This window comes from Streptomyces sp. NPDC059371, assembly GCF_042751995.1.
Classification (GTDB): domain Bacteria; phylum Actinomycetota; class Actinomycetes; order Streptomycetales; family Streptomycetaceae; genus Streptomyces.
The window spans coordinates 24908-41534 of record NZ_JBHYXD010000017.1; the positions used below are offsets into that span (position 1 = coordinate 24908).

The 16627-nt window shown below is 69.6% G+C and carries 14 protein-coding genes; 5 read left to right on the plus strand and 9 right to left on the minus strand.

The features are described from left to right. Positions 1-5: 5 nt before the first annotated feature. Together cseB and cseC are read left to right on the plus strand one after the other, a co-directional pair. Positions 6-713 (plus strand): two-component system response regulator CseB, encoded by a 708-nt coding sequence (gene cseB, locus ACFXGX_RS12740; RefSeq protein ID WP_384788891.1) that lies wholly within the window; start codon positions 6-8, stop codon positions 711-713. Positions 714-720: 7 nt separating this feature from the next. After that, entirely contained in the window at positions 721-2247 is a 1527-nt protein-coding gene (cseC, locus tag ACFXGX_RS12745; protein WP_384788894.1) for a two-component system sensor histidine kinase CseC, read from the plus strand. A 138-nt stretch (positions 2248-2385) separates the two neighbouring features. On the opposite strand, the gene ACFXGX_RS12750 is transcribed toward cseC, so the two are convergent. Next, positions 2386-3999: an MDR family MFS transporter gene (locus ACFXGX_RS12750; RefSeq protein ID WP_384788897.1), complete on the minus strand. Its 1614-nt coding sequence runs from the start codon at positions 3997-3999 to the stop codon at positions 2386-2388. Between the two features lie 172 nt (positions 4000-4171). On the opposite strand from ACFXGX_RS12750, the gene ACFXGX_RS12755 reads away from it, so the two are divergent. Next, positions 4172-4765, plus strand: a complete 594-nt coding sequence (locus ACFXGX_RS12755) for a TetR/AcrR family transcriptional regulator (RefSeq protein WP_384789116.1) — start codon at positions 4172-4174, stop codon at positions 4763-4765. A 22-nt stretch (positions 4766-4787) separates the two neighbouring features. Here ACFXGX_RS12755 and ACFXGX_RS12760 read toward each other — a convergent pair whose 3' ends face one another. Further along, complete coding sequence (locus tag ACFXGX_RS12760; protein WP_384788900.1) at positions 4788-5474, minus strand: M23 family metallopeptidase; 687 nt, start codon at positions 5472-5474, stop codon at positions 4788-4790. 558 nt (positions 5475-6032) lie between these two features. On the opposite strand from ACFXGX_RS12760, the gene ACFXGX_RS12765 reads away from it, so the two are divergent. Further along, the gene (locus ACFXGX_RS12765) at positions 6033-9158 is read left to right on the plus strand and encodes an NACHT domain-containing protein (RefSeq protein WP_384788903.1); all 3126 of its coding nucleotides are present in this window, start codon (positions 6033-6035) and stop codon (positions 9156-9158) included. Between the two features lie 99 nt (positions 9159-9257). Here the strand turns inward: ACFXGX_RS12765 and ACFXGX_RS12770 are convergent, their stop codons facing one another. Then, positions 9258-11786 (minus strand): ATP-dependent Clp protease ATP-binding subunit, encoded by a 2529-nt coding sequence (locus ACFXGX_RS12770; RefSeq protein WP_384788906.1) that lies wholly within the window; start codon positions 11784-11786, stop codon positions 9258-9260. Positions 11787-12216: 430 nt separating this feature from the next. Here ACFXGX_RS12770 and ACFXGX_RS12775 point away from each other — a divergent pair, with 430 nt between their 5' ends. Then, positions 12217-12810 carry an SCO3374 family protein gene (locus tag ACFXGX_RS12775; RefSeq protein ID WP_384788909.1) on the plus strand — a complete coding sequence of 198 codons (594 nt, stop codon included), beginning with the start codon at positions 12217-12219 and terminating at the stop codon, positions 12808-12810. On the opposite strand, the gene ACFXGX_RS12780 is transcribed toward ACFXGX_RS12775, so the two are convergent. The 6 genes from ACFXGX_RS12780 to ACFXGX_RS12805 form a co-directional block, all read right to left on the minus strand. Then, complete coding sequence (locus tag ACFXGX_RS12780) at positions 12789-13124, minus strand: Lsr2 family protein (protein ID WP_355770543.1); 336 nt, start codon at positions 13122-13124, stop codon at positions 12789-12791. The two genes, ACFXGX_RS12775 and ACFXGX_RS12780, sit on opposite strands and share 22 nt — an antisense overlap. Positions 13125-13352: 228 nt before the next feature. Continuing rightward, complete coding sequence (locus ACFXGX_RS12785) at positions 13353-13922, minus strand: amino-acid N-acetyltransferase (RefSeq protein WP_355770540.1); 570 nt, start codon at positions 13920-13922, stop codon at positions 13353-13355. A gap of 9 nt (positions 13923-13931) precedes the next feature. Continuing rightward, positions 13932-14348 (minus strand): BlaI/MecI/CopY family transcriptional regulator, encoded by a 417-nt coding sequence (locus ACFXGX_RS12790; protein ID WP_384789119.1) that lies wholly within the window; start codon positions 14346-14348, stop codon positions 13932-13934. Between the two features lie 195 nt (positions 14349-14543). Continuing rightward, the gene (locus ACFXGX_RS12795; protein WP_328554209.1) at positions 14544-14729 is read right to left on the minus strand and encodes a hypothetical protein; all 186 of its coding nucleotides are present in this window, start codon (positions 14727-14729) and stop codon (positions 14544-14546) included. Between the two features lie 167 nt (positions 14730-14896). Next, positions 14897-15493: a hypothetical protein gene (locus ACFXGX_RS12800; RefSeq protein WP_384789122.1), complete on the minus strand. Its 597-nt coding sequence runs from the start codon at positions 15491-15493 to the stop codon at positions 14897-14899. A gap of 334 nt (positions 15494-15827) precedes the next feature. Beyond that, positions 15828-16625 (minus strand): type III pantothenate kinase, encoded by a 798-nt coding sequence (locus ACFXGX_RS12805; RefSeq protein ID WP_384788914.1) that lies wholly within the window; start codon positions 16623-16625, stop codon positions 15828-15830. Positions 16626-16627: the final 2 nt, after the last annotated feature.

Consider the following 16627-nt stretch of genomic DNA (forward strand, 5'->3'; position numbering starts at 1 on the left):
GCCGGATGGCAGAGCAGACCCACGTCCTGTTCGTCGAGGACGACGACGTCATCCGCGAGGCCACACAACTCGCCCTGGAGCGCGACGGCTTCGCGGTCACGGCCATGCCCGACGGACTCTCGGGCCTGGAGGCGTTCCGCGCCGACCGTCCCGACATCGCCCTGCTGGACGTGATGGTCCCCGGGCTCGACGGTGTGTCGCTGTGCCGTCGTATCCGGGACGAGTCGACCGTGCCGGTCATCATGCTGTCCGCGCGCGCCGACTCGATCGACGTCGTGCTCGGTCTGGAGGCCGGCGCCGACGACTATGTGACCAAGCCCTTCGACGGCGCCGTGCTGGTCGCCCGGATCCGCGCGGTGCTGCGCCGGTTCGGGCACGCGAGCGGCGGCGCGGGCGCGGCGGCCGACGGCGGTGCGCCGGTGGAGGGCGGAGTGCTCGTCTTCGGTGAGCTGGAGATCGACACCGAGGGCATGGAGGTGACCCGGGGCGGTACGCCGGTGGCGCTGACGCCCACCGAGATGCGGCTGCTCCTGGAGTTCTCGTCCGCGCCGGGGACGGTGCTGAGCCGCGACAAGCTGCTGGAGCGGGTGTGGGACTACGGCTGGGGCGGGGACACCCGGGTGGTCGACGTCCATGTGCAGCGGCTGCGTACGAAGATCGGCCAGGACCGTATCGAGACGGTCCGCGGCTTCGGCTACAAGTTGAAGGCCTGAGCACGCCATGCGGGGGATATTTCAGCGCTCTGCTCCGGGGAGGCCTCCGGCCGTGGGGCGGGTTCCGGTTCCGGGCGGGCGTGCGGAAACGGGGGGTGGCGTGGGCAGGGGTGCGCGCGAGGGAGCGGGTGCCGGCGGGGGCGAGGTGCTCGGCGGGGGCCGGAGACCGGGCAGGGCCGGCGGGCGGGGCATCGGCATAGGGATCGACCGGTGCGCGGATTCGGGTACGAGTATCCGTACGGGCATCCGCTGGAAGCTCAGCACGGCGATCGCCCTGGTCGGCGCGCTGGTCGCCGTCGCGCTGAGCCTGGTCGTGCACAACGCGGCCCGCGTCTCGATGCTGGACAACTCGCGCGACCTCGCCGACGAGCGCATCCAGCTCGCCGAGCGCATGTACGGACCGGGCCGGCCGCCGCCGTTCGGCGCCAAGATAGACGACCCCTCCATTCCGGCGGATCTGATCGCGAAGGTCTCGGAGGGGCGGCGGGCGACCTACGTCTCCGACAGTTCGAACGGCGTGCCGGACATCTGGGCGGCCGTCCCGCTCAGGAACGGCCAGGTGCTGTCCTGGCACGAGCGCTTCACGGACCGCAACGCGGACGTGATGAAGGACCTCGACCAGGCGCTGATCATCGGCTCGATCGCGGTCGTCCTCGGCGGCAGCGCGCTCGGCGTGCTGATCGGCGGGCAGCTCTCGCGCCGGCTGCGCAAGGCGGCGGCCGCGGCGAACCGGGTCGCCAAGGGCGAGCCGGACGTCCGGGTGCGGGACGCGATCGGCGGTGTCGTGCTCGACGAGACCGATGATCTGGCGCGGGCCGTGGACGCCATGGCCGACGCGCTCCAGCAGCGCCTGGAGGCCGAGCGCCGGGTGACCGCCGACATCGCCCATGAACTGCGCACCCCGGTGACCGGGCTGCTCACGGCGGCCGAACTCCTGCCGCCCGGTCGGCCCACCGAGCTCGTACGGGACCGCGCGCAGGCCATGCGCACGCTCGTCGAGGACGTCCTGGAGGTCGCCCGGCTCGACGGTGCCTCCGAGCGGGCCGAGCTGCAGGACATCTTGCTCGGCGAGTTCGTGGCCCGGCGGATCGCCGCCAGGGGGGCGGACGTCGAGGTGCGGGTGGTGCACGAGTCGGAGGTCACGACGGACCCGCGCCGGCTGGAGCGTGTCCTGCTCAACCTGCTGGCGAACGCGGCCCGGCACGGCAGGCCGCCGATCGAGGTCACGGTCGAGGGCCGGGTCATCCGCGTCCGCGACCACGGCCCGGGTTTCCCCGAGAAGCTCCTCGCCGAGGGGCCGAGCCGGTTCCGCACGGGCAGCACCGACCGCGCGGGCGACGGCCACGGGCTCGGTCTGACCATCGCCGCGGGCCAGGCCCGGGTGCTCGGCGCACGGCTGACCTTCCGCAACGTCCGGCCCGCCGGGGCTCCGGAAGGCGTGCCCGCCGAAGGCGCTGTCGCGGTGCTGTGGCTGCCGGAGCACGCGCCGACGAGCACCGGGAGCTACCCGGTGCTGCCGATGTCCGGGAAGTAGACACCGCGGTCACCAGGCCTGTCGCCACCTCGGCGGACGACCGGCCCCGCGCACAGGAGAAGGCCCCCGGGGCGGACAACGCCGGGGGCCTTCGGTGTGAGGAGTTCAGGGGCCGGGTGGACCGGCCCCGCGATCAGGTCAGACCGGCTCGGCGAGCTGGACCTGGGGTGCGTCGTCCGACGCGCCACCCTCGCCGGGCTTGGGCGCGCCCGCCCCCTTGAGGGCGACCTCCTTGACGAACACCGACGAGATCATCACGATCACGGCCACCGACGCGCCCAGCAGGAAGGCGGAATGCGTACCGGCCGACACCGCGTGCTGGTAGGCCTCGCGCGCCGCCGCCGGCAGCTTCGCCAGGCTCGCCGCGTCGAGCTGCGGGGACTGCTCGGTGATCTTCGAGCCCAGTGCGCCGGCCTTCTCGGCCATGACGTCCTTGACGCGGTTGTTGAACAGCGCGCCCATGATGGCGACACCGAACGACGAGCCGAGCGTACGGAACAGGGTGGTGGAGGAGGACGCGACGCCCATGTCCTTCATCTCCACGCTGTTCTGCGCCACCAGCATGGTGACCTGCATCAGGCAGCCCATGCCCAGGCCGAGGACGGCCATGTAGACGCCGGACATGAAACGGGTGGTGTCCGTGTCCATCGTCGACAGCAGGTAGAGGCCGATCACCATCAGCACACCGCCGATGACGGGGAAGATCTTGTAGCGGCCGGTGGCGGTGGTGACCCGGCCGGCGACCATCGACGTCACGAGCATCGCGCCGAGCATGGGCAGCAGGAGCAGACCGGAGTTGGTCGCGGACGCGCCCTGTACCGCCTGCTGGTAGAGCGGCAGGAACAGCGTGGCACCGAACATGGCGAAGCCGGTGACGAAACCGATGATCGACATCAGGGTGAAGTTGCGGCTGCGGAAGATGTGCAGCGGCACGATCGGCTCGGCGGCCTTGGTCTGCCAGTACACGAACCCGGCCAGCGCGGCGACGCCGAGGCCGATCAGCTCCATGATCCTCGCGGACGACCAGGCGTACTCCGTGCCGCCCCAGGTGGTGACGAGGACGATGGAGGTGATGCCGATGGTCAGCAGCGCGGCACCGAGGTAGTCGATGCGCGTCTCGGACCGCTTCTTCGGCAGGTGCAGGACGATGCTGATCGCGGCGAGCGCGACCGCGCCGAGCGGCAGGTTGATGTAGAAGGACCAGCGCCAGCCCCAGTTGTCGGTGATGGTGCCGCCGATCAGCGGACCGCCGATCATCGCCAGCGCCATGATGCCGGCCATCATGCCCTGGTACTTGCCGCGCTCACGGGGCGGGATCAGGTCGCCGATGATCGCCATGACACCGACCATGAGACCGCCGGCGCCGAGTCCCTGAATGGCCCGGAATCCGATCAGCTCACCCATGTTCTGGGCCATGCCGCTCAGCGCGGAGCCGATCAGGAAGATCACGATCGACGTCATGAAGGAGCCCTTGCGGCCGTACATGTCGCCGAGCTTGCCCCAGATCGGGGTGGAGGCCGCGGTGGCGAGGGTGTACGCCGTCACGACCCAGGAAAGGTGTTCGAGTCCGCCGAGCTCGCCCACGATGGTCGGCATGGCCGTGCCGACGATCATGTTGTCGAGCATCGCCAGCATCATCGTGAGCATCAGCGCGAGCAGGACCACGCGCACGCTGCGCTGCCGCTTCTCGCCCTCGGCCGGTTTCCCGGTCTGCTCGGCGGCCGGTTCGGCCGCCTTCGTCGTGTCCGCCATCGTTCCCACTCCCCTGAGTACCTCTGCCGTCGGACCGGCTACTTACTTGCCGACCGGCAAGCTCATCACATCCGGGAAAATAGTCCTCTAACTAGCCGGGCGTCAAGTAAGTAGGGCTAGTTTTACCTGCCGGTCGACAGGTAAGTTTCCAAGGAGCGTGAGGGAGACGAGGATGGGCGGCACCATGGACGGCATCAAGCGGCAGCGCCGAGGCGACACCCGGCAGCGCATCCAGGACGTAGCCCTCGAACTCTTCTCCGAGCACGGCTACGAGAAGACCTCGCTGCGCGAGATCGCCGAGCACCTGGACGTCACGAAGGCGGCACTCTACTACCACTTCAAGACCAAGGAAGAGATCCTGATCAGCCTCTTCCAGGATCTGACCCGGCCGCTCGACGAGCTGATCGAATGGGGCAGGCAGCAGCCGCACACCCTGGAGACCAAGCAGGAGGTGCTGCGCCGCTACAGCGAGGCCCTCGGCGGCGCGTCCCCGCTCTTCCGCTTCATGCAGGAGAACCAGGCGACGGTACGCGAGCTGAGCATCGGCGAGACCTTCAAGGACCGCATGATCAGCATGCTGGAGATCATCAAGGAGCCCGAGGCGCCGCTGACCGACCAGGTCCGCTGCATCAGCGCGCTCTTCACGATGCACGCCGGAATGTTCGTGCTCAAGGAAGTCGAAGGCGACCCCGAGGACAAGCGCAAGGCCGTCCTGGAGGTCGCGATCGATCTGGTGACACAGGCCCACGGGGGCGGAGCCTCCTAGGACCCGGCGCCCGTCAGGCGGGTCAGACCTTGACGCCCATGTTGTGGAGGAACGTCACGGGGTTGACGGCCGAACCGTAGTTGGGGGTCGTACGGATCTCGAAGTGCAGGTGCGGGCCGCTGGAGTTACCGGTGTTGCCCGACAGGGCTATGTGCTGACCGGTGGAGACGACCTGACCGATGCGCACATCGATGCGCGACAGGTGGGCGTACTGGGAGTACGTGCCGTTGGCGTGCTTGATCACGACGGCGTTGCCGTACGCCGGACCGTCACCGGCGCCGTTGCCGCCCGCCTTGACGACGGTGCCGCCGTGGGCGGCCATGACGTTGGTGCCCGTCGGCACGGCGAAGTCCTGGCCGGAGTGCTTGTGGGCCCACATGCCGCCGGCCTGGTTGAAGCTGGCGGACAGGGAGTACTTCGCGACCGGGTCGATCCAGGAAGCGGCCTTCTTCTTCGCGGCGGCCTTCTTCACGACGGCCGCCTTGGTGACGGCGGCCTTCTTCGCGGCGGCGGCCTTGGCCTGAGCGGCGGCCTGGGTGTGAACGGCGTTGGCCGCGGTCACGGTGGCGCTGCTGCTGACGCCCGTTTCGGCGGCGGTCGCGACCCCTGCGCCCAGCACGACCGAGGCGCCCAGACCGACGGTCAGAACGGCCGCCCGAGTGCGAGCCAGGGACGTAAGGGACTTGCGGGACGTGACGCGCTTCGACATGAAAACCTCGTGGAGACGGGGACAAGGGACTGAACAACCACTCCGGCGGACTGCCTGGTGCCGTGTGGGCCATTCATTGGTAACCCGCGCCCCCAGCCGCACTCAAACCCCCCATCTACGGTGCGAAGTAGTACTTCATCCCAAAACTTCCCGAACCTTGACACCTCGGACATCCGGCGAGGGATCTTGTCCCTTTGGCCCGGAAAACAGGGTTTAACCCCACTTCAGGCCTGCACATCCCTTGCCAAACCTGCTCGTGGCCCACCCGTCGGGACGACCTGCCGACAGTCCTCCCCACCCTGGACCAAAGGTCCTTTTTGTCCGTTTTCGCGTATCCACTATTCGCCCTAGTACCGGACAAACCGCCTGTGCGTCATGTCACCGGGGCACCGCCTCCGGGCTCCCCGGAATGTGACGCGGGCTACGCCGCCTGCCCCTGTTTTCAAGGGTCTTGGGGCGTCGCCGGACCCTTCACGGGCACCCCGCGGCAGTGCTGCGCGGATCGGCTGCCGGACCATACGGTTGTCCTTCCGGCCCAACGCTCTCCGGGGGAACGTCATGGACCCAGTAACCGTCGGCGCACGCCTGGCCTCGAGCGTGGCCGCGCCGCTGGTCAGGAAGCTCTTCGTGGCCGAGGGGCCGGGAGCGGGGCTCGTGGACAAGCCCGTACGGATCTCGGCGCTCGTCTCCTTCAAGGGCGAGAAACGGGTCGTGGGAGAGAGAGAACTGGCCAATCTCTCGGCCGCCCTGGTCGGACGGGCGCTGCACGGCGGGGAGCGCCCCTTCCCCGCCGACGAGGAACAGGCCGTCGTCCACGCCCTCGGCCGGACGCTGCACGCCCTGGGCGACCTCACCATGACGGACGTCCAGGCGGTGGAGCTCGGCCACCGGACGCTCGCTGTGCGGCTGCGCACGGCCGCCGGGGACCCCGGACGGGACCTGTCCTTCGACGCGACCCTGTTCTACGAGGGGCTGCTCGACACCGCCTGCCTCCACATCCTGCACTTCTTCACCCAGCGCTCGACGTTCGTCCCCCGCACCCTCGTGGAGCAGAGCCGCAGACAGCGCGAGCTCATCGCCAAGGTGGACGAGCTGATCGCCCGCACCCCCCTGACGGGCGGCACCGACCAGGCCTTCGAGCAGCGCTATCTCGCCCATGCCGCCACCCGGCACGGCCACCTCACCATCTACGGCATCGACCTCGTCAACTCCCCGGAACGCTGGCCGCTGGACGCCGCCTACCTCAGCCTCCAGGCCCTGCGCCCCCTGGAGGACGAGGAGACCGCCGCCCCGGAGGGCGTGGGCATCGCCGGCGCCTCGCTGCCCGCCGAACAGGCCCTCGCGGAACAGGACCTCGTCCTCCTGCGCGGGGTGGCCGGTTCCGGCAAGACCACGCTGGTGCAGTGGCTGGCGGTGACCGCGGCGCGCGGGGAGCGGGGCGACCGCGTCCCCTTCGTCCTCCCGCTGCGCACCCTCGTCCGCCGTCCCGACGGCCTGCCGGCCCCCGACGCGTTCCTGTCCGCCGTCCGGATCCCCTTCCACGCGGCCCAGCCGGACGGCTGGAGCGACAGGGTGCTCCGCCACGGCCGCGGCCTGCTGCTCGTCGACGGGCTCGACGAGATCCCCGAGCGTGACCGCGAACACACCCGCCGCTGGCTGCGTGAGCTCCTCGACGCCTACCCCGGCAACCAGTGGCTCGTCACGTCCCGCCCCTCGGCCGTACGCGAGGACTGGCTCACCCCCGACGGATTCACCGAACTCGTCCTCTCGCCCATGACCGGCGACGACGTGGCCGCCTTCATCCGCCGCTGGCACGCCGCGGCACGCCTGGACGCCCCCGACACGGACCGCCTCGACGGCTACGAGCGTTCCCTCCTCGACGCCGTGCGCACCAAGCCGGACCTCGGCCGCCTCGCCACCAACCCCCTGATGTGCGGCCTGATCTGCGCGCTGCACCGTGACCGGCGGGGCTATCTGCCGCACGGCAGACAGGAGTTGTACGACGCCGCGCTCTCCATGCTGCTCTCGCGTCGTGACGAGGAGCGCGACATGTTCGTCACCGGAGGCGGCCACGACGGCGTCCACCTCACCGAACTCCCGCAGATCCAGCTTCTGCAACGGCTCGCCTACTGGCTCATCCGCAACAACCGGTCGGAGATGGACAGGGACCGCGCCGAACGCATCGTCGCCGACGTCCTGCCCTCACTCCCGGCCGCCGCCCGGCAGGGCGACGCCGAGCGGATCCTGCGCCACCTCGTCGTGCGCAGCGGCCTGCTGCGTGAACCCGCCCCGGGAACCGTGGAGTTCGTCCACCGCACCTTCCAGGACTACCTGGGCGCCAAAGCCGCCGTGGAGGAAGGGGACTTCGGACTCCTGGTGCGCAACGCCGGGGAGTCCCAGTGGGCCGATGTGGTCCGGATGGCCGTCGCCCACGCCCGGCCCCGCGAACGGGCCGAACTGCTCGGCTCCATGACCGGCGCCGCGGCCCGGCTCGACGGCGCGGCGGCGACCCGTGTACGGCTGCTCGCCCTCGCCTCGCTGGAGCACGCCACGCAGCTCGCGCCCGAGGTGCGGGCGGCCGTGGAGGGCGACGCGGCCACGCTCATCCCGCCGAGGACGTCGACTGAGGCCCGCGCCCTGGCCGAGGCCGGCCCCCTCGTCCTGGAACTGCTGCCCGGACCGGAGGGGCTGACCGACGCCGAGGCCCACGGCGTCGTGGTCACCGCGTCCCTGATCGGCACCGGCGCGGCCATCCCCGTACTGGCGCGCTTCCGCTCGCATCCGGCCCGTTCCGTACGAGCCCAACTCGCCTGGGGATGGCACAGGTTCGACACCGAGCGGTACGCGTCCGAGATCATCGCCCGGCTGGACCCGGCCGGCCTGTACTTCTCCGCGCACTCGACCGCCCAGCTCCAGGTGCTGCGCGACCTGGGCGGCCGGCCCCGGCTGCAGATCGTGGGAGACATGGACCCGGGGGAGCTGCGCACCTGCCTGCTCCCGGACCAGGTGACCCGGCTGATGCTGCGGCACAACAACCGCCTGCGGGATCTGGGCTTCCTGACGGCACAGCGGCGGCTGGAGCAGCTCAACCTCGATCAGTGCACGGGGATCGGTGATCTCGGGCCGCTCGCGGAGCTGCCGCTGCGGGGGCTGTACCTGATGTCCGATTCAGGACGGCCCTTGGTCCCCGACGGTCTGGCGGGGCTGACCTCGCTGCGGGAACTGAACGTCGGACACCGGCTCCCCGGCCGGTCGCTGAGTGAGACGCTCCCCCTGGACGCGCCGCTGGAAGTCATCTGCTTCGGGCGGGACGTCCTCCGCGACACAGGGATGCGGGGACTGCGCCACTGGAGGTCCCTGCACACCCTGTGGCTGAGCCGGGAGCCGGGCGAGCTCACCCCCGACGACTGGTCCGAGGTCGCCGCGCTGCCGGCGCTCAGGGAACTGCGGATCCACCGGGCCGCTCTCGGATCCCTCGTGTCGGCGCCGCCGCTGCCGTCCGTCGAACACCTGGAACTGAGGAAACCGGCGGGGAACGAGGACCTCTCCGGACTCCGAGCCCTGCTGCCGAATCTGCGGACCGTCAATTTCGCCCTCAATTCGGACACCGGCACCGTGCCGGAACGGCTCGCGGATCAGTTGCCGGGCGAACACACGACAACTACCACCCACAACGTTCTGTGACTCCTCCCCGCCGAATTCCGGGACTTCTCCCGGACGCGGAAAAGGGGCTGCCCCGGGACCGAAGTCCCGGGGCAGCCCCTTTTCAGGCGGACCCGGAGGTCACGCCTCCTTGCTCAGGTTCGGACCGGCACCGCCGGCGGCCTGCTCGATCGGCGGGACGTCGGGAAGCGCCGACTTCTCCTCACCCCGGAAGGTGAAGGCCTTGGCCTCGCCCTCGCCCTCCGTGTCGACGACCACGATGTGGCCGGGACGGAGCTCGCCGAAGAGGATCTTCTCCGAGAGGATGTCCTCGATCTCGCGCTGGATGGTCCGGCGCAGCGGCCGGGCACCCAGGACGGGGTCGTAGCCCTTCTTCGCGAGGAGCGACTTGGCGGTCGGGCTGAGCTCGATGCCCATGTCCCGGTCCTTCAGACGCTCGTCGACCTTGGCGATCATGAGGTCGACGATCTGGATGATGTCTTCCTCGGTGAGCTGGTGGAAGACCACCGTGTCGTCGACACGGTTCAGGAACTCGGGGCGGAAGTGCTGCTTCAGCTCCTCGTTGACCTTGGCCTTCATCCGGTCGTAGTTCGTCTTGACGTCGCCCACGGCCGCGAAGCCGAGGTTGAAGCCCTTGGAGATGTCCCGGGTGCCGAGGTTGGTCGTCATGATGATGACCGTGTTCTTGAAGTCCACGACCCGGCCCTGGGAGTCGGTCAGACGACCGTCCTCCAGGATCTGCAGCAGCGAGTTGAAGATGTCCGGGTGGGCCTTCTCGACCTCGTCGAAGAGGACGACGGAGAACGGCTTGCGGCGGACCTTCTCGGTGAGCTGGCCGCCCTCTTCGTAGCCCACGTAGCCGGGGGGCGAACCGAAGAGACGCGAGACCGTGTGCTTCTCGCTGAACTCCGACATGTCGAGGGAGATCAGCGCGTCCTCGTCACCGAAGAGGAACTCCGCGAGGGTCTTCGACAGCTCCGTCTTACCGACACCCGAGGGGCCGGCGAAGATGAAGGAACCACCGGGACGCTTCGGGTCCTTCAGACCCGCTCGCGTACGGCGGATCGCCTGCGAGAGCGCCTTGATGGCGTCCTTCTGGCCGATGACCCGCTTGTGGAGCTCGTCCTCCATGCGCAGCAGACGCGAGGACTCCTCCTCGGTCAGCTTGAAGACCGGGATGCCGGTGGCGGTGGCCAGGACCTCGGCGATGAGCTCGCCGTCGACCTCGGCCACGACGTCCATGTCGCCGGCCTTCCACTCCTTCTCGCGCTTGGCCTTCGCCGCCAGGAGCTGCTTCTCCTTGTCGCGGAGGGAAGCCGCCTTCTCGAAGTCCTGGGAGTCGATGGCCGACTCCTTGTCGCGGCGCACGCCCGCGATCTTCTCGTCGAACTCGCGGAGGTCCGGCGGCGCGGTCATCCGGCGGATGCGCATCCGGGAGCCCGCCTCGTCGATCAGGTCGATCGCCTTGTCGGGCAGGAAGCGGTCCGAGATGTACCGGTCGGCGAGCGTCGCCGCCTGCACCAGGGCCTCGTCGGTGATGGACACACGGTGGTGGGCCTCGTACCGGTCGCGCAGACCCTTGAGGATCTCGATCGTGTGGGGGAGGGAAGGCTCCGCCACCTGGATCGGCTGGAAGCGGCGCTCGAGGGCCGCGTCCTTCTCGAGGTGCTTGCGGTACTCGTCCAGGGTGGTCGCGCCGATGGTCTGGAGCTCACCGCGGGCCAGCATGGGCTTCAGGATCGAAGCGGCGTCGATGGCGCCCTCGGCGGCACCCGCACCGACCAGCGTGTGCAGCTCGTCGATGAACAGGATGATGTCGCCGCGGGTGCGGATCTCCTTGAGGACCTTCTTGAGGCGTTCCTCGAAGTCACCGCGGTAGCGGGAGCCGGCGACCAGCGCGCCGAGGTCGAGGGTGTAGAGGTGCTTGTCCTTGAGGGTCTCGGGCACCTCGCCCTTGACGATGGCCTGGGCGAGGCCCTCGACGACGGCGGTCTTGCCGACGCCGGGCTCGCCGATGAGCACCGGGTTGTTCTTCGTACGGCGGGACAGCACCTGCATGACCCGCTCGATCTCCTTCTCGCGCCCGATGACCGGGTCGAGCTTGGACTCACGAGCGGCCTGGGTGAGGTTCCGGCCGAACTGGTCGAGGACCAGGGACGTGGAGGGAGTGCCCTCAGCAGGACCGCCACTGGCGCCGGCGGTCTCCTTGCCCTGGTAGCCGGAGAGCAGCTGGATGACCTGCTGCCGCACCCGGTTGAGGTCTGCGCCCAGCTTGACGAGGACCTGGGCGGCGACGCCCTCGCCCTCGCGGATCAGGCCGAGCAGGATGTGCTCCGTGCCGATGTAGTTGTGGCCCAGCTGAAGGGCCTCGCGGAGCGACAGCTCCAGGACCTTCTTGGCACGGGGGGTGAAGGGGATGTGGCCTGACGGGGCCTGCTGGCCCTGTCCGATGATCTCCTCCACCTGCTGGCGGACCGCCTCGAGCGAAATCCCGAGGCTCTCCAGGGCCTTAGCGGCGACACCCTCACCCTCGTGGATCAGGCCCAGGAGGATGTGCTCGGTGCCGATGTAGTTGTGGTTGAGCATCCGGGCTTCTTCCTGAGCCAGGACGACAACCCGCCGCGCGCGGTCGGTGAACCTCTCGAACATCGTTAATCGCTCCTCAGAGCGGTCAGGCAGTAAGGGGACGCTCCCCTCCCTGTCCTTCCGCAGCTTAGTCCCGCAAGCGGGGACCGCTCATTCCAACTGCCGACACCGTCCTTGGCCTCCTGACCCCGAACGCCGACATCTGCTCCAACCTGATGGTGCGAGACGATGTTCCCGCAGGCCAGGCAGATACCCTCTCCCGCTGTACGCCGATGGCGAACGTGAGATGCCCGAGCCCTGCGTGTCGCCCCTCCCACTAGGCATGTCTTACCCGTGCGCACTGACAGTCCATGCCGCGCGCACCGGTTCCCTCCGCTACGGGCGAACACCAATGCCCGGCGGAACGCTCCCGCACGCCCCATTTCCCGGAACTCTGCGTGCTCAAGGAAATGCCCAGCGTAACTCCGGGGGTCTTCCGGCTGTTGCTCCTTGCATGGTTCCCACCGTCCCTGTCCCCCGTCGGCCGTCCGATCCGGGTGATCCCGTCGATCCGGTGTGCCAGTGGTACGAGAACGAACTGGGCTGGGCGGCAGTGCCCGGAACGCCGGTACGGCTGGTCACGGGGCTGCGCTTCGACGTCCTGGAGGTGCCGGCGGAGGCGGGATTCCCGGCGCTGCGGCATCTGGGTCCCGCGTCCCCGGTGGCTCTGCACGGGGAGCGGATGCGGCTGCTGGTCGCCGCGGGGAGCGCGGAGGAGCTGCCGGGGCTGCTCGACTGGCTGGAGTGGGGCGCTCTCGCGCTGGATCTCACGGCGGTCGGCGCGGGCGGAAGCGTAGAGGCTCCCCCGCCCACGGCCGGTCCGGAAACGGGGAGTGGCCCACGAGGGGCCGCCCGCTGGCTGCGGCCCCCGGAGCCCGGCCGCGCGGTGGAACCGGCGTTGCCGACACTGTCGGCGCTGGGCGGCGGGGCCGCCGGCGGGGGCGTTGGGGGCGCCCCCGATCTCGTACGACTGGTGCAGACGATGGCGACACACTGCCACCGCGTGAGGCTGCGGCGAGCGTGCGCTCAGCCGTTGGCCTTCTCGTAGGCCTCGCGAATGGACGCGGGAACACGGCCGCGGTCGTTGACCTCCAGGCCGTTCTCCTTTGCCCAGGCGCGGATCTGCGCGGTGTCCTGGCTGCCACCGGAAGCGACGCGGGCCTTTCCGCGTCCGCCCGAAGCACGGCCTCCGGTACGGCGGCCACCCTTGACGTAGGCGTCGAGAAGGCCACGGAGCTTGTCCGCATTGGCTGTCGTGAGATCGATTTCGTACGTCTTGCCGTCCAACGCGAACGTCACGGTCTCGTCCGCCTCGCCACCGTCGAGGTCGTCGACAAGAAGGACCTGAACCTTCTGTGCCACCGGATTTCCTTTCATCGATAACTTCAGGGCAAGGAGGGCCTCGCGGCGTCCGCCGTTTCGCCGTCCCTTGTTATATGCAGTACTGCAGTACGTCGGAAAGCAAACCGCTTTTGCCGGAAAAACACAAACCCCTGGCAGAGACTCACTGGACTCCGCCCGCACGGAAACATGCGCGTTTCGGACATAGGGAACGTGGGCAACCCACTCCGCCGGAATAGCCGGTCGCGATCACAGATGCAGAAGCATCCGGCTGTTGCCCAAGGTGTTCGGTTTCACTCGTTCGAGACCGAGGAACTCAGCGACGCCCTCGTCATAGGAACGCAGGAGCTCGGCGTACACATCGGTGTCGACGGGTGTCTCACCGATCTCCACGAAGCCGTGCTTCGCGAAGAAGCCGACTTCGAAGGTCAGACAGAAAACCCGTCGAACACCGAGCCAGCGGGCGGTCTGGAGCAACTTCTCCAGCAACTGATGACCGACGCCCAGGCCCTTGACCGTGGGGTTCACCGCGAGAGTGCGGACTTCCGCGAGGTCTTCCCACATCACGTGGAGGGCGCCGCAGCCGACCACCTCGGCGTTGTCGTCGCGTTCCGCGACCCAGAACTCCTGGATGTCCTCGTAAAGGGTGACGGTGGGTTTGTCGAGCAGGATACGGCGGCGCACGTTCGCGTCGAGGAGTCCGCGTACGGCCGCGACATCGCTGGTCCTGGCCCGCCGGACGGTGACGGCTTTTGCGCTGACTTCGGGATGCTCCGCCGGAAGCTCTGCCGGAACCTCCGCGGGATGCTCTGCTGACATGAGCGGACGCTATCGCCCGGAGGCGTCCCCGTCGGCGGCGGGGTTCTCCTCGGTGGGCTCGGGCGCCGGTGGCCTTTCGGCGGCTTCGGGGGCTCGCGGTTCGGGCCCTTGCACGATGCGTACGGCATCGCTGAGGGCCACGCGCTGTTCCTCGCTCATCATCCCGAAGAAGGCGACGAGAGCGGCTGCCGGGTTGTCGCTCTGCGACCAGGCGTCGTTCATCAGGGCCGCCGAGTAGGCGGCGCGTGTGGAGACCGCCTCATATCGATAGGCCCGGCCTTCCGCCTCGCGGCGCACCCAGCCCTTCTGATGGAGATTGTCCAGAACGGTCATCACCGTGGTGTACGCGATGGACCGTTCCTGTTGAAGGTCTTCCAGGACTTCCCGAACGGTCACAGGGCGGTTCCACTTCCACACCCGCGTCATGACCGCGTCTTCGAGTTCTCCCAATGGGCGAGGCACAGTTCAGAACAATAGTGGGAGATGGTCAACAAAAAGGGCGTACGACTCGAAGGACGCAGGAAACGTCCGAGTCGTACGCCGGTGACGGCGCGGCGGCCTGGTGCGCGGCGGGCCCGCGCCGAGGGGGCTCGGCGGGAGCCGCGCGCGGCCGCCCGGGGTTCAGGCCCCGGCGTCCTTGGGGGCCGAGGCCTGCTGGGCGGCCTCCACGCGCGCGAGGGCGGCGTCGACGACCCCGTCCTCCTTGGCCTTGTTGGCCCCGCCCTGACTCTTCACGATCGTCACGATGAGCCCGATGAAGAACACGGCCATCACTACCGGGGGCACGAGCGCGGAGACGTAGTCCATGCCTCCAGAGTAGCCAGGGGGCGCCGTTGGGCTCAGCCGGGGTCCGCGACAGCCACTAGGCCGTGTCCGCAAAGTCGCGCCTGCCCAGCGACGCCTGGCACGCACTCTCGCCGCAGACGCCGCCGGACCCGCCCTCCGGGCGAACGACGCGACTTTCCGGACACGACCTAGCCCGCCGCGAGTTGCTGCGGCGGGTCGGCCGGAGGGGGGCCGGGCTTGCGCCGGGGCGGGAAGACCTCGCCCGGGGTGGGGATCGGCCGGTCCGGGCGGGGGGAGCGGACCGGCGGCTGGGGCTGGGGTTTCGGCTCGGACCTCCGGTCGGGCTCCTCTGCGGCCCGGCCACCGGGGAGGGCCAGCAGACGGGTGCGGGACGGGGGCACCGAGGCGATCGCGCGGCCCGCGAGCCGGGCCCGCACGTCCTGCTCGGCGAGGCCCCGGCAGCGCTCCAGGAGAACCGCCGCGACGGGGTTGCCGCGCAGCGCGCCGAGCGCGGCCAGGTCGTCGGGGTTCGGCCGGTATCCGGAGACGAGGACCTCCTCCAGAAGCGCCAGATAGCCGGCGGCGGTGCCCGGCAGGGCAGCCCGGTAGCGGGCGAGGTCGGCCAGCAGGAAGGCCCGGAGCCTGGCCCCCTCGTAGGCCGCCTCGTCGAGGGACTCGGCGAGGCGGAGGCAGTCCTGGACGTCCTCGGCCGAGACGGGGCAGGGGTGCAGGGCGAGGGCGAGGGCACGGCGGAGCACACGCAGCTCCTCCGCACCGAACGCCATGCCGCCGTGGGATCCGTAGGGCGTGGGCATGGGGCGACGATACGTGCTAATCAGACAAAATCCGCATAGCGGAAGAAATGTGGCGCGTCCTGCTTTCGCCGGACGCCGGGTGCCGGCCGGGGAATTCCGTCCCGGATTCCGGATGCGCGCCGGGGGCCGCGGTCCCGGATTCCGGATGCGCGTCCGGCGCCGCGGTCCCGGATTCCGGATGCGCATCCGGCGCCGCCGCGGTCCCGCCGGAGGGGCTCCCCGTTCGCGGGCCCCGAACGCACGAAGGGGCCCCGCGAACGCGGAGCCCCTTCGGTGCCGGCTGCCCGCATCGGGCGGCCGGAGGTCACATGCGCGAGACGTTCCGCTCGTACACCAGACGCAGCCCGATCAGCGTCAGCCACGGCTCGTGCTCGTCGATCACCGAGGACTCGCCGAGGACCATCGGAGCCAGTCCGCCGGTCGCGATGACGGTGACGTCCTCGGGGTCGTCGGCGAGCTCGCGCGCCATCCGGTTCACGACCCCGTCGACCTGGCCCGCGAACCCGTAGATGATGCCGGACTGCATCGCCTCGACGGTGTTCTTGCCGATCACCGCGCGCGGCCGGGCCACCTCGATCTTGCGGAGCTGCGCGCCCTTGACGCCGAGCGCCTCGACGGAGATCTCGATGCCGGGGGCGATGACGCCGCCGATGTACTCGCCCCGCGCGCTGACCGCGTCGAAGGTGGTCGCCGTACCGAAGTCGACCACGATCGCCGGTCCCCCGTACAGCTCGACGGCCGCCACGGCGTTGATGATCCGGTCGGCGCCGACCTCCTTGGGGTTGTCCGTGAGGATCGGCACGCCCGTCTTGACGCCGGGTTCGACGAGGACGGCGGGGACATCGCCGTAGTAGCGCCGCGTCACCTCGCGCAGTTCGTGCAGCACGGACGGCACGGTCGCGCAGATCGCGATGCCGTCGATGCCGTCACCGAGTTCCTCGCCGAGCAGCGGGTGCATGCCCATGAGGCCCTGCAGCAGCACGGCGAGTTCGTCGGCGGTGCGGCGCGCGTCGGTGGAGATGCGCCAGTGCTCGACGATCTCCTCCCCGTCGAAGAGGCCGAGGACCGTGTGGGTGTTGCCTACGTCGATGGTCAGCAGCATGG